Source organism: Paracoccus sp. KKT209 (genome assembly GCF_055635455.1).
Map to the genome: position 1 here is coordinate 2,033,832 of NZ_CM145758.1, position 12,604 is coordinate 2,046,435.

Genomic DNA, 12,604 nt, shown 5'->3' on the forward strand with positions numbered 1-12,604 from the left:
TTCCTTAGGATGCCGGCCCTGACCCGAAGACCGGATCAAGGTCCCATTTCGGCAGCGGGCAGGGGATGCCCCCGCCCGTCTGAATGTCGGGCTCGACCCCGCCCGGATAGGCGCCCACCACCTGGAAATCCTCCGAGGCCGCCAGACGACAATGCGCCAGCCCCGCCGGGATCACAATGACATCGCCGGGGCCGACCGTGACATCATCGCCATCCTCGCCCCCCAGGCGCAGCACGGCGCTGCCCTGGTGGCAGCCCAGGACCTCGTGCGTGGTGGCGTGGTAATGGTGCCAGTCATAGACGCCGCCCGACCAGGATCCGCTCCAGCCGTTCTGGGCAAAGCGGTCGGTAAACCAGTCGGCCGTCGGCGCGGCCGTCACGGCGCGGTGGACGACCGGCGTCACCGGTTCAACCGCGCGATCAGGGACGACGTGTCCCAGCGGCCGCCGCCCATCTGCTGGACTTCCTTGTAGAACTGGTCCACCAGCGCGGTCACCGGCATCAGCGCGCCCACCTCGTCCCCGGCAGCCAGGCAGATGGCCAGGTCCTTGCGCATCCAGTCCACCGCAAAGCCGTGTTCGAAATGGCCCTGCGCCATGGTCTTGTGGCGGTTCACCATCTGCCAGCTGCCTGCGGCGCCCTGGCTGATGACTTCGACCACCTGCTCGACATCCAGGCCCGCCTTCTGCGCGAAGGCCAGCGACTCCGACAGCCCCTGGACCAGTCCGGCGATGGCGATCTGGTTGCACATCTTGGTCACCTGCCCGGCCCCGACATCCCCCATGCGCTTGCAGATCCGGGCATAGGCGTCGATGACCGGCGCGGCGCGGTCGTAATCCGCCTGGGTGCCGCCGCACATGACCGACAGCTGGCCGTTTTCGGCCCCCGCCTGCCCGCCCGAGACCGGCGCATCGACATAGCCCAGTCCGGCCTCGCGCGCCGCAGCCGCAAGCTCGCGCGTGACGCTGGCCGAGACGGTCGTGTGGTCGACGAATACCGAGCCCGCCGACATGCCGGCAAAGGCGCCGTCGGGTCCTAGACAGACCTGCCGCAGATCGTCGTCATTGCCCACGCAGGCCATGACGAATTCCGCAGCCTCGGCGGCAGCCCGCGGCGTCGGCGCGCTGCGGCCCCGCCCGTCCTTGGTCCAGGCCTCGGCCTTGGCGCTGCTGCGGTTATAGACCACGACCTCATGCCCGGCCGCCGCCAGATGGCCCGCCATGGGAAACCCCATCACCCCAAGCCCCAGAAATGCCGTTCTTGCCACATCGTCCTCCTGCCCCTGCCGCCGCCCCTCGGGTCCCCCTGCCGGCGGCGGAAGCCCGCCGACGCGTTGAACTGGTCGCGCGCCTGTCATATGCAGCACACCATCACCCACGCGCAGCCTGGTCAAGCCGTGCCGCGCCAGAACCGCCCAAGGACCCCGCCCCACATGCTGACCATGTTTCGCTGGCTTCTGCGGCTGACCATCGGGTTGATCGTCCTGATCGTGCTGTCGGCGGCGCTGATCTGGTATTTCGCGGTCAGGTCGCTGCCCGACTACAACGCCAGCTACCGGGTCCAGGGCATCTCGGGCCCGGTCGAGATCGTGCGCTCGACCGAGAACGTGCCCCATATCTTTGGCGACAGCGACACCGACGTGTTCTTTGCCCTGGGTCTTGCCCATGCCCAGGACCGGCTGTTCCAGATGACCCTGCTGCGGCGCGCGGCCCAAGGCCGCCTGTCCGAGATCCACGGCCCCCGCGCCCTGGCCGCGGACGACCTGGCGCGCCGGCTCGGGCTTTACCGCAACGGGCAGGCGTCGCTGGAGGTGCAGGACGCGGCGACCCGTGCGGCACTGGCGGCCTATGCCTCGGGCGTCAACGAGTGGATCCGCATCGTCAACGAGGGCGCGATGGGCCGCGGCGCGCCCGAGTTCTTCCTGTTTCCAGACGTGATCGCCTTCTGGCAGCCGGCCGATTCGATGGCCATCCTGAAGCTGCTGGCCGCCAGCAGCTCGAACGCCGCCTCGGACGAGATCCTGCGCGCCCGCCTGTCGCTGTCCTGGCCGGAGCATGGTCCTGAAATCCTGGCCCGCGCCGGAATTCCGGGCAACCTGGCCGCCTATGCCGCGCTATTTCCGGGTGCCCGCCTGGGCATGCCCGAACGCAGCTTTGATCCGCAGGCCGTGCCCATGCCCCTGGGCTTCCTGGCGCCCGGCCCGCAGACCGGCGGCAATGCCTTTGCCGCGGCGCCGCAGCGCACGGCGGCGGATGCATCGCTCTTGGCCAGCGACCTTCACGTACCGCTGACGACGCCCTCGCTCTATTATCTCGCCCGGCTGGAACTGGGCAGCGGCGGCGTCATCGGCGCGACGATCCCGGGCCTTCCGCTGGTTTTGTCGGGCCGCTCGCCCGGCCTGTCCTGGGGCGTGACGCCCGCATCCATCGACGACGCCGATATCGCCATCGAAGAGGTCCAGCCGGGCAATCCGGACCGCTATCGCGGGCCACAGGGCTGGACCAGCTTCCAAACCCGGACCGAGGTCATCCGCGTGCTGGACGGCCCGAACCAGACCGTGACCCTGCGCGACACGCTGAACGGCCCAGTGGTGCCGGGCCTTGACCCCGGGCTGCGGGACGTGACCCCGATCGGCCATGTGGCGACGCTGCGCTGGACCGGATCGTCGCGGCAGGACACCACCATGACCGCCCTGATGGGCCTGATGCGCGCGAGCACCGCCGAAGAGGCCGCGCGGGCCCTGACGGGCGTCGTCGCGCCCGCCCTGCACGTGGCGCTGGCAGATCAGGCGCGGGTCAGCCACCTGGACGCGGGCGCCGCGCCCGAGCGGAGGGCCGATCACCCGACCGCAGGCGCCCTGCCCAGCCCGGGCTGGCTGCCCGAAACCGCCTGGCAGGGGGCCACATCCCTGGCGGCGGCTCCGCAGCGGCCCCAAAGCGGCATCAGCATCTTAACCGAGGAGGCGCCCGATGGTGGCATCCGCCGCGGCCGGCTCGACCGCCTGCTGGGTGACCGCGAAGTGCATTCCCGCGACAGCTTCATCGCCGCGCAGCTGGACGTCGTCAGCCCGGCGGCCCGGGGCCTGCTGCCGCTGGTGGGCGCGAACCTGTGGTTCAACGGCGATCCCGCCGCGCCCGGCACGCCCGAACGCCAGCGCCAGGACGCGCTGGCGCTGCTGGCGGAATGGGACGGCGCCATGAACGAGCACCTGCCCGAACCGGTGATCTACGCGGCCTGGATGTCGGCGCTGCAGGATCGTCTGATCCGCGATGAGCTGGGGCCGCTGGCGGACGACCTGGTGCATCTGCAGCCGCGCTTCATCGACGCCGTCTTCCGCAACCGCGCCGGCGCGGCGCGCTGGTGCGACATCGTGCAAAGCGCCGCGACCGAGGATTGCGCCACCATCGCCCGGCAGGCGCTGGACCGCGCGATCCTGAACCTGTCGGCGCATTTCGGCCCCGACGTGACCAGTTGGCGGTGGGGCAACATGCACCAGGCGCGGCACCTGCATCCGGGCCTGGGCGATCTGCCGGCGCTCGGCTGGATCATGAACATCACCCAGTCCATCTCGGGGGGCGACTTCACCGTGGCCCGCAGCGGCCTGTTCGGCGGCGCGGCCGATGCTTACCAGGCGGTGAACGGTGCGGGCTTTCGCGGGGTCTATGACCTGGCTGATCCCGACAGTTCGGTCTTCATCATCTCGACCGGCCAGTCAGGGCACCCGCTGTCGCGCCATTACGATGATCTGGCGAGCCTCTGGCGGCGGGGCGAATATATCGGCATGTCGCTGGACCCGGACCTGGCGCGCGCCGCCGCCGTCGGCATCACCACCCTGACTCCCGCCGACTGAGGGCCCAACTGAAATGGGGGCCCCCAGGGCCCCCGTCACCATCACATCAGGCTGCGATTAGAAGTGGATCGCGCGACCGTAAGCGTCCAGAACCGCCTCGTGCATCATCTCGGACAGGGTCGGGTGCGGGAAGACCGTCTCCATCAGGTCCTGTTCGGTCGTCTCCAGCTGGCGGCCGATGACATAGCCCTGGATCAGCTCGGTCACCTCGGCGCCGACCATGTGGGCGCCCAGCAACTCGCCGGTCTTGGCGTCGAAGATCGTCTTGATCATGCCTTCGGACTCGCCCAGGGCGATGGCCTTGCCGTTGCCGATGAAGGGGAAGCGGCCGACCTTGATGTCAAGCCCCTGCTCCTTGGCCTTGGCCTCGGTCAGGCCGACCGATGCCACCTGCGGGTGGCAATAAGTGCAGCCGGCGATGCTGCCCGGCTTGATCGGATGGGGATGCTTGCCCGCGATCAGTTCTGCCACCATGACGCCCTCGTGGCTGGCCTTGTGCGCCAGCCAGGGCGCGCCGGCCAGATCGCCGATGGCATAGACGCCCTCGACGCCGGTGCGGCAGTATTCGTCGGTGATGACATGGGTGCGGTCGATCTTGATCCCGGCCTCCTCCAGTCCCAGCCCCTCGGTGTTGCCGACGATGCCCACGGCAGAGATCACAGTGTCGAAGTCCTGCGTCTCGACCTTGCCGCCGACCTCGATATGGGCGGTGACGGTGTCACCCTTGCGGTCAAGCTTCTTGACGGCGGCCTTTTCCATGATCGTCATGCCCTGCTTGACGAACTGCTTCTTGGCGAATGCGCTGATCTCGGCATCCTCAACGGGCAGGACGCGGTCCATGACCTCGACCACGGTCGTCTTGGCGCCCAGCGTATTGAAGAAGCTGGCGAATTCAATGCCGATCGCGCCGGACCCGATGACCAGCAGCTTTTTGGGCATATGCGGCGGGACCAGCGCGTGCTTGTAGTTCCAGACCAGCTTGCCGTCCGGCTCCAGCCCCGGCAGTTCGCGCGCCCGGGCGCCGGTGGCCAGCACGATGGATTTCGCGGTGATCTCCTCGGTGCCCTTGTCGGTCGTGACGGTGACGCGGCCCTTGCCCGCCAGCTTCGCCTCGCCCATGATCGTGGTGACCTTGTTCTTCTTGAACAGGTGGCCGATGCCGCCCGACAGCTGCTTGGCCACCCCGCGCGAGCGTTTCACGACCGCGTCCAGGTCATAGCCGATGCCGTCCGCCTTCAGCCCGAAATCCTTGGCGCGGTGCATCAGGTGATAAACCTCTGCCGACCGCAGCATGGCCTTGGTCGGGATGCAGCCCCAGTTCAGGCAGATGCCGCCCAGATGCTCGCGCTCGATGCAGGCGACCTTCAGGCCCAGCTGCGCACCCCGGATCGCGGCCACATAGCCGCCCGGCCCTGCACCGATCACCACCAAGTCGAAATTCTGGGCCATCGCGTCCCCCGGCTGAATAAGAATAGTTCAGCGTTAAACCATTTGCCTTGAGGCGGCAAGCCGCGCAGGCCTCAGGCGGCGGGGGCCTGCGCCTGGCTGTCGGACTGCGCCTCATCCAGCACCGCCTCGACGGCCAGGGGGGTGGCGTTCGGGGTGATGACGGCAAAGCTGCCCTGTTCGTCCGGGGTCAGCGCGCGGCGCTGCGTGGCGCGCCAGGCGGCATAGGCCGTCAGCAGCGCGAAGAGGACGCCCATGTAGATCCAGAACCCGTCGGGCCCGATCACGCCCATCAGCCAGCCGGTGATGATCGGCCCGCCCATGCTGCCGATGCCATAGATGAACAGCAGCCCCGCCGAGGCCGAGGCCATGTCAGCCTGGTCCAGGTAATCGTTCGTGTAGGCCAGCAGCAGCGCATAGATGGGGTTCGCCACGCCGCCCATGATCGCGCCTGCCACGACCAGGCCCAGGGTGCTCGGCTGGACCGCGATCACGATCAGCCCGCACAGCCCCCCGATCGCCGACAGGATCAGCACCAGCTTGCGCCGGTCATAGCGATCCGAAATCCAGCCGATCGGATATTGCAGCACCAGCCCGCCCGCATAGATCGCCGCCACGAAGACGCTGATCTGCGCCACCGACAGGCCGATTTGCGCGCCCCAGACCGACGACATCCCCGACAGGACCGCAAAAACGCCGCCCATCAGGAAGATGCCCACGCAGCCCAGGGGCGACGCGCGATAAAGCCGGGCAAAGGACATGCGCTTGATCGTCTCGAACTGCGGCGCGGGCTGGGCCGACAGCAGGATCGGCGTGAAGGCCAGCGACACCAGCACCGACGGGATCACGAACAGCAGAAAGCCCGCCGGATCCGCGACGTTCAGCAGCGCCTGCGCGATGACGATGCCCAGCAGCTGCACGATCATGTAGGCCGACAGCGCCTGCCCGCGGTTCTGGTTCGACGTGCCGGTGTTCAGCCAGCTTTCCGCCGTCACATAGACCCCGCAGAAGCAGAACCCGATCAGGAAGCGCAGAAAGGTCCAGGCGATCCAGTTCGCCTCGACCGGGAACAGGATCAGCGTGGCCGAGATCAGCGACCCCAGGGCCGCGAAGACCCGCACATGGCCCACATTCTTGATCAGCGTCGGCACCGTCAGGCTGCCCAGCAGGAAGCCGCCGAAATAGCCGGTCATGACCAGCGACATCTGGAAGGTGGGGATCCCCTCGATGCCGCCGCGAATACCCAGCAGCGTGCCTTGCATCCCGTTGCCGACCATCAGCAGCAGGATGCCCAGAAGCAGCGGCCATGTGGTGCGCAACACCGAAATCATCGCAGGTCTCGTCTCGTCGGATCGGAAAAGGACAGGGGATCTGCCCTAATCCCGACAGGCCCTGAGCACCACCGGGAATCCGACCTCAGGGGATCAGCAGCGACGCATCGCCATAACTGAAGAAACGATAGCCGTTGCGAACCGCATGTCCATAGATGGACTTGATATTTTCGGCCCCCATGACCGCCGAGACCAGCATCATCAGGGTCGATTTCGGCAGATGGAAGTTCGTCATCAGGCCATCGGTCACCCGGAAGTGATAGCCCGGATAGATGAAGATGTCGGTCGTGCCCTGAAACGCCTCGACCCGCCCGTCCGCGACCGCGGCCGATTCGAGCAGCCGCAGCGCGGTGGTACCCACGGGGATGACGCGGCGCCCTTCGGCCTTGGCGCGGGTGATGGCCTCGGCCGCGGCGGGACTGATTTCGCCCCATTCGGCATGCATTCTGTGGGTGGTCACGTCCTCGACCTTCACCGGCAGGAAGGTGCCTGCGCCGACATGCAGCGTCACATGGACGAATTCGACGCCGCGCGCCTCCAGCGCGGCCAGCAGGGGCGCGTCGAAATGCAGGCTGGCGGTGGGGGCCGCGACCGCCCCCTGCCGCGCGGCCCAGACCGTCTGGTAATCCTCGAGGTCCTGGGCATCCGGCGGGCGGATCGAGGCGATATAGGGCGGCAGCGGCATGGCGCCCACCTCGCGCAGCGCCGCGTCAAAGGCATCGCCCTCGGCGTCAAAGACCAGCCGCAGCCCGCCCTCGGCGATCTCGGCCACTTTGGCGGAAAGCGCGGCGCCAAAGCGGATCACCTCGCCCGCGCGCAGCTTGCGCAGCGGCTTGGCCAGTGCCTGCCAGCCCTCTGCCGCGGGCTCCAGCAGCGTGACCTCGATCCGCGCCTCGACCGGCCCTTGGGCGCTGTCGCGACGGCGGATGCCGGTCAGGCGCGCGGGGATCACCTTGGTGTCGTTCAGCACCAGGACATCGCCCGGCCGCAGGATCCGGGGCAGATCGCCCACGTGGCGATCGTCGATCGCGCCGTCCTGGGCCAGCAGCAGGCGGGCGGAACTGCGCGGCCGCGCCGGGCGCGTCGCGATCAGATGCTCGGGCAGGTCGAAGTCGAAATCGGACAGTTTCATGGCAAGGGGCTTTAGCGAGGCGCCCGCGCCACCGTCAAGCACCCGTGATCTCCAAGCGAAAAACTCGGACTTTACTTGCCCGACAGAATCGGTAAGTTTCCGCAGGCACAGGAGCCCGCCATGATCGTCTGCCATTGCACCCAGATCTCGGATCACGACATCCGCGCCGCCATCGACTGGATGCGGACGGCGGACCCGCAGACGATCATCACGCCGGGCAAGATCTATCACGCCTTGGGAAAACGCGCCGATTGCGGCGGCTGCATGCCGCTGTTTCTGGACACCATGCGCGCCTGCGATAAGCTGGGGGTCGCACCGCCGATTTTGCGGGCCAGAACAGACAGCAAAAAGGAAGCCACCCATGAAGGGCGACGCAAAGGTCATCGACTATCTCAACGCCGCGCTGCGGTCTGAACTGACCGCCGTCAGCCAGTACTGGCTGCACTACCGCCTGCAGGAGGACTGGGGCTTCGGCAAGATCGCCAAGAAGTCGCGCGAGGAATCCATCGAGGAGATGCACCACGCCGACAAGCTGATCCAGCGGATCATCTTCCTGGAAGGACATCCCAACCTGCAGCGCCTGGACCCGCTGCGAATCGGACAGAACCTGCGCGAGACGCTAGAATCCGACCTTGCCGCCGAGCATGACGCCCGCACCCTCTATATCGAGGCGCGCGATCATTGCGACAGCGTCGGCGACTATGCCAGCAAGATCCTGTTCGAGGAGCTGATCCAGGACGAGGAAGGGCATATCGACTTCCTGGAAACGCAGATCAGCCTCTACGAGACGATCGGGTCCCAGAACTATGGCCAGCTGAACGCCAGTTCGGCGGACGAGGCCGAATAAGCGGCACCCTCGCGTTGCTGTCAGGCGGGGGGCGTCCGCGCCCCCCCTAGGCCAGCCAGTCCCGGGCCAGGTCCGGCAGTTCGTCGAAATGCCCCAACAGTGCCTCGGGCGCCAGCCGGCTGATGGCCTCGCCCTCGGGGCCGAAACTGATCAGCGCGACCTTGACGCCGGCGGCGGCCGCGGTCTTGCGGTCCGTCTCGGTGTCGCCGACCAAAAAGGATCGCGCGACCTCTCCGCCCGCAGCCTTGACGGCGGCCTGATAAGGGCGCGGGTCGGGCTTTCGCACCGGCAGCGTGTCGGCGCCGATCATCCCCCTGAACAGATCCCGCACCCCCAGTTCGCGCAGCAGCGTTTCGGCCAGCGCCTCGGGCTTGTTGGTGCAGACCGCCAGCCGGTGCCCGGCCCGCGCCAGCTGGTCCAGCGCATCCTCGACGCCGGGATAAAGCCGCGTGTGCACCGCGATCGCCGCGCCATAATGCTCCAGCAGACGGTCGAAATCCTCGTCCTCGGCGCCGGGGGGCAGCAGCATCTCGCCGTCCATCCGGCCATAGCCCGCGCGCAGCATCGCCCGCCCGCCGTGAAAGGCGATCAGCGCATCCTCCACCGGGTCCAGCAGGTCGCCCAAGCCCCGCGCGCGAAAGCAGGCATTCGCCGCCGCCACCAGGTCGCCCGAAGTGTCAGCCAGTGTCCCGTCCAGGTCAAAGACCACCGTGCCTGCCATGTCTCATCCCCTCGAAACGATCCGAAAACAAAGGTGACCACGCCGGGGGTTTCCAGCGCGCGCTCCCCCGCTTAAAACGCCGTCTCAACGAAAGCAAACAGGCGACGAGGGCGGGATGACGGAAAACGCTGTGGCAGTGGTGATCCTTGCGGCCGGTCAGGGCAGCCGGATGCAGTCGGACCTGCCCAAGGTCCTGCACCGGCTTGGGCAGGTCCCGCTGGTCGGCCACGCGCTGTCCGCCGCGCGCAGCCTGGAGCCTGAACAGGTGATCGTCGTCACCGGCCACGGCGCCGGCCGGGTCGCCCGGGCGGTGGCCGCGCTGGACCCCGAGGCCGCGACTGTCCTTCAGTCCGAACAGCTGGGCACCGGCCATGCCGTGCGCCAGGCCCTGCCCCAGCTGGAAGGGTTCGAGGGCAAGGTGATCGTCCTTTACGGCGACACGCCCTTCATCGGCCAGGACACGCTGGCCGCCTTGGCCTCGCATTCGGCAGATCTGGTGGTCCTGGGCTTCGAGGCCGATGATCCCGGCCGATACGGGCGGCTTGTGGTCAGCGACCGCGGGCTGGAACGGATCGTCGAGTACAAGGATGCCGACGCCGCGACACGCCAGATCGTGCTGTGCAATTCCGGCGTGATGGCGCTGGAGGCGAGCCTGCTGCGCCTGCTGATCGCGCGGCTGTCGAACGAGAATGCGGCCGGCGAATACTACCTGACCGACCTCGTGGCCCTGGCCCGTGCCGAGGGTCGCCGCGCCGATGTCGTCCTGTGCGACGAGGCCGAGACACTGGGCATCAACACCCGCGCGGAGCTGGCAGCGGCCGAAGCCGCCTTCCAGGCACGCGCCCGCATCCGGGCCATGGAGGACGGCGTCACCCTGACCGACCCGGACAGCGTCTGGTTCGCGCTGGACACGGTGATCGGCCGCGATGCGACCGTCGGTCCGAACGTGGTCTTCGGCCCCGGCGTCACCGTCGAATCCGAGGCCGAGATCCTGCCCTTCTGCCACCTGGAAGGGTGCCATGTCTCGTCGGGCGCCCGCGTCGGCCCCTTTGCCCGGCTGCGCACTGGCGCCGAACTGGGGGGTGACGTCCATGTCGGCAACTTTGTCGAGATCAAGAACGCGGTCCTGGACGAAGGCGTCAAGGTCGGCCACCTGACCTATCTGGGCGATGCCCATGTGGGCGAGCACACGAATATCGGCGCCGGCACCATCACCTGCAACTATGACGGGGTGATGAAGCACCGCACCACGATCGGGCCGCGCGCCTTCATCGGCAGCGACACGATGCTGGTCGCCCCGGTGAGGATCGGCGCCGACGCGATGACCGGCTCGGGCAGCACCATCACCGAGGACGTGCCCGACGGGGCACTGGCCATCGGGCGCGCGCGGCAGGTGACGAAACCGGGCCTTGCGACGCGGCTGATGGCCGCCCTGCGCCTGAAGAAGGAGGCACGCTGATGTGCGGCATCATCGGAATTCTGGGCAAGCACGAGGTGTCGCCGCAGCTGGTCGATGCGCTGCGGCGTCTGGAATATCGCGGCTATGACAGCGCCGGCGTGGCGACGGTGGATGCGGGCGGCCGGCTGGACCGGCGGCGCGCGGTGGGCAAGCTGGTCAATCTCAGCGACCGGCTGGTGCACGAGCCGCTGACCGGCCATTCGGGCATCGGTCACACACGATGGGCAACCCATGGCGCCGCGACCGAAGGAAACGCCCATCCCCACCGCTCCGGCCGGGTGGCCGTCGTGCATAACGGCATCATCGAGAATTACCGCGACCTGCGGGCGCGCCTGGCCGATCTGGGGATCGAGGCGCGGACCCAGACCGACACCGAGACGGTGGCCCTGTGGACCGCCCACCACATGGACCAGGGCATGGGGCCGGTGGATGCGGCCCGCGCGACTCTTGCGTTGCTGCACGGCGCCTTCGCGCTGGCCTTCCTGTTCGAGGGAGAGGGCGACCTGATGGTCGCCGCCCGCAAGGGCAGCCCGCTGGCCATCGGCCATGGCGAGGGCGAGATGTTCGTCGGTTCCGACGCGGTGGCGCTGGCGCCCTTCACCGACCGCATCACCTATCTGGAGGACGGCGACCATGCCGTCCTGACCCGGGCCGGCGTGCAGGTCTTCGCCGCGGAGGGTCACCAGACCCATCGCGCCCAGGCCCGCATCGACGTCGGCGCCACGGCGATCGACCGGGGCGGCTATCGCCACTTCATGGCCAAGGAAGTGGCCGAGCAGCCGGTCGTGATCGGCGACGTGCTGAACCACTATATCAAGGGCGACCGGATCGTGCTGCCCGAGGGGCTGGACTTTGCCGGGGTGGACCGGATCGCGCTGGTCGGCTGCGGCACCGCCCATCTGGCCGGCCACGTGGCGAAATACTGGTTCGAGCAGTTGGCGGGCCTGCCCGTCGACATCGACGTGGCTTCCGAATTCCGCTATCGTGAACCGCCGCTGTCAGATCGCAGCTGGTTCATCGCCATCAGCCAGTCGGGCGAAACGGCGGATACGCTGGCCGCGCTGCACTATGCCCGCACGCGGGTCGCGCGCACCGTGGGGCTGGTCAATGTCGGCACCTCGGCCATCGCGCGTGACAGCGACGTGGCCCTGCCGACTCGGGCGGGGATCGAGGTCAGCGTCGCCTCCTCCAAGGCCTTCACCTGCCAGTTGGCGGTCCTTGGCATCCTAGCGTTGAAAGCCGCGCATGACCGGGGCCGCATCGACGATGCGCAGCTGGCCGCGCATCTGCGCGACCTGCGCGCGATTCCCGGCCTTCTCAGCCAAGCCTTGGCGATCTCTGACGAATGCCGGGCGCAGTCGGAATGGCTCAGCCAGGCGCGCGACGTCCTCTACCTGGGGCGCGGAGCGCTTTTTCCCGTGGCACTGGAGGGCGCGCTGAAGCTCAAGGAACTCAGCTATATCCATGCCGAGGGCTATGCCTCGGGCGAACTCAAGCACGGTCCCATCGCCCTGATCGACCGCGACGTGCCGGTGGTGGTCCTGGCGGCGCATGACGCGCTTTTCGACAAGACCATCTCGAACATGCAGGAGGTGATGGCCCGCCACGGCCAGATCCTGCTGATCTCGGACGCCTCGGGGATCGCGGCCGCCGGCGAAGGCGTGACCGCCAGCCTGACCCTTCCCTCGGGGGGCGGCATCTTCCAGCCGATCCTCTACGCGGTGCCGATGCAGTATCTGGCCTATCACACGGCGGTCGCCAAGGGCACCGACGTGGACCAGCCGCGCAACCTGGCGAAATCGGTCACCGTGGAATGAAA

Annotated in this window: 11 protein-coding genes; 5 read left to right on the forward strand and 6 right to left on the reverse strand. The window is 68.1% G+C overall.

The window, feature by feature from the left end:
• Positions 1-4 precede the first annotated feature (4 nt).
• Together ACZ2G3_RS10195 and ACZ2G3_RS10200 are read right to left on the reverse strand one after the other, a co-directional pair.
• On the reverse strand, positions 5-403 hold the full coding sequence (locus ACZ2G3_RS10195) for a cupin domain-containing protein (protein WP_470395762.1): 399 nt from the start codon (positions 401-403) through the stop codon (positions 5-7).
• Positions 400-1,266 (reverse strand): NAD(P)-dependent oxidoreductase, encoded by an 867-nt coding sequence (locus ACZ2G3_RS10200; RefSeq protein WP_470395764.1) that lies wholly within the window; start codon positions 1,264-1,266, stop codon positions 400-402. Before ACZ2G3_RS10200 ends, ACZ2G3_RS10195 begins: the two co-directional genes overlap by 4 nt.
• A 165-nt stretch (positions 1,267-1,431) precedes the next feature.
• On the opposite strand from ACZ2G3_RS10200, the gene ACZ2G3_RS10205 reads away from it, so the two are divergent.
• Positions 1,432-3,849, forward strand: a complete 2,418-nt coding sequence (locus tag ACZ2G3_RS10205; RefSeq protein WP_470395766.1) for a penicillin acylase family protein — start codon at positions 1,432-1,434, stop codon at positions 3,847-3,849.
• A 57-nt stretch (positions 3,850-3,906) separates the two neighbouring features.
• On the opposite strand, the gene lpdA is transcribed toward ACZ2G3_RS10205, so the two are convergent.
• From lpdA to queA, 3 genes are all read right to left on the reverse strand, one after another.
• Positions 3,907-5,298: a dihydrolipoyl dehydrogenase gene (gene lpdA, locus ACZ2G3_RS10210; RefSeq protein ID WP_470395768.1), complete on the reverse strand. Its 1,392-nt coding sequence runs from the start codon at positions 5,296-5,298 to the stop codon at positions 3,907-3,909.
• Positions 5,299-5,369: 71 nt separating this feature from the next.
• Positions 5,370-6,626, reverse strand: coding sequence for an MFS transporter (locus ACZ2G3_RS10215; protein WP_470395770.1), 1,257 nt, complete (start codon positions 6,624-6,626; stop codon positions 5,370-5,372).
• Between the two features lie 85 nt (positions 6,627-6,711).
• Entirely contained in the window at positions 6,712-7,758 is a 1,047-nt protein-coding gene (queA, locus tag ACZ2G3_RS10220; protein ID WP_470395772.1) for a tRNA preQ1(34) S-adenosylmethionine ribosyltransferase-isomerase QueA, read from the reverse strand.
• Between the two features lie 120 nt (positions 7,759-7,878).
• Between queA and ACZ2G3_RS10225 the strand changes: the two genes are divergently transcribed.
• Positions 7,879-8,172, forward strand: a complete 294-nt coding sequence (locus tag ACZ2G3_RS10225) for a (2Fe-2S)-binding protein (RefSeq protein ID WP_419267985.1) — start codon at positions 7,879-7,881, stop codon at positions 8,170-8,172.
• Entirely contained in the window at positions 8,120-8,605 is a 486-nt protein-coding gene (gene bfr / locus ACZ2G3_RS10230; protein WP_419267984.1) for a bacterioferritin, read from the forward strand. The genes ACZ2G3_RS10225 and bfr overlap by 53 nt, the downstream gene beginning before the upstream one ends.
• Positions 8,606-8,651: 46 nt before the next feature.
• On the opposite strand, the gene ACZ2G3_RS10235 is transcribed toward bfr, so the two are convergent.
• On the reverse strand, positions 8,652-9,326 hold the full coding sequence (locus tag ACZ2G3_RS10235; RefSeq protein ID WP_470395774.1) for an HAD-IA family hydrolase: 675 nt from the start codon (positions 9,324-9,326) through the stop codon (positions 8,652-8,654).
• A gap of 115 nt (positions 9,327-9,441) precedes the next feature.
• Between ACZ2G3_RS10235 and glmU the strand changes: the two genes are divergently transcribed.
• Both glmU and glmS read left to right on the forward strand, forming a co-directional pair.
• Positions 9,442-10,785 (forward strand): bifunctional UDP-N-acetylglucosamine diphosphorylase/glucosamine-1-phosphate N-acetyltransferase GlmU, encoded by a 1,344-nt coding sequence (gene glmU / locus ACZ2G3_RS10240; protein WP_470395776.1) that lies wholly within the window; start codon positions 9,442-9,444, stop codon positions 10,783-10,785.
• On the forward strand, positions 10,785-12,602 hold the full coding sequence (gene glmS / locus ACZ2G3_RS10245; RefSeq protein ID WP_470395777.1) for a glutamine--fructose-6-phosphate transaminase (isomerizing): 1,818 nt from the start codon (positions 10,785-10,787) through the stop codon (positions 12,600-12,602). Before glmU ends, glmS begins: the two co-directional genes overlap by 1 nt.
• Positions 12,603-12,604 lie beyond the last annotated feature (2 nt).

Bases quoted from the DNA above. Each gene is read 5' to 3' on its own strand.
- ACZ2G3_RS10225 (WP_419267985.1), top strand. From the start codon at position 7,879: ATGATCGTCTGCCATTGCACCCAGATCTCGGATCACGACATCCGCGCC.
- ACZ2G3_RS10205 (WP_470395766.1), top strand. From the start codon at position 1,432: ATGCTGACCATGTTTCGCTGGCTTCTGCGGCTGACCATCGGGTTGATC.
- ACZ2G3_RS10215 (WP_470395770.1), bottom strand. From the start codon at position 6,626: ATGATTTCGGTGTTGCGCACCACATGGCCGCTGCTTCTGGGCATCCTG.
- ACZ2G3_RS10235 (WP_470395774.1), bottom strand. From the start codon at position 9,326: ATGGCAGGCACGGTGGTCTTTGACCTGGACGGGACACTGGCTGACACT.
- queA (WP_470395772.1), bottom strand. From the start codon at position 7,758: ATGAAACTGTCCGATTTCGACTTCGACCTGCCCGAGCATCTGATCGCG.
- glmU (WP_470395776.1), top strand. From the start codon at position 9,442: ATGACGGAAAACGCTGTGGCAGTGGTGATCCTTGCGGCCGGTCAGGGC.
- bfr (WP_419267984.1), top strand. From the start codon at position 8,120: ATGAAGGGCGACGCAAAGGTCATCGACTATCTCAACGCCGCGCTGCGG.
- glmS (WP_470395777.1), top strand. From the start codon at position 10,785: ATGTGCGGCATCATCGGAATTCTGGGCAAGCACGAGGTGTCGCCGCAG.
- lpdA (WP_470395768.1), bottom strand. From the start codon at position 5,298: ATGGCCCAGAATTTCGACTTGGTGGTGATCGGTGCAGGGCCGGGCGGC.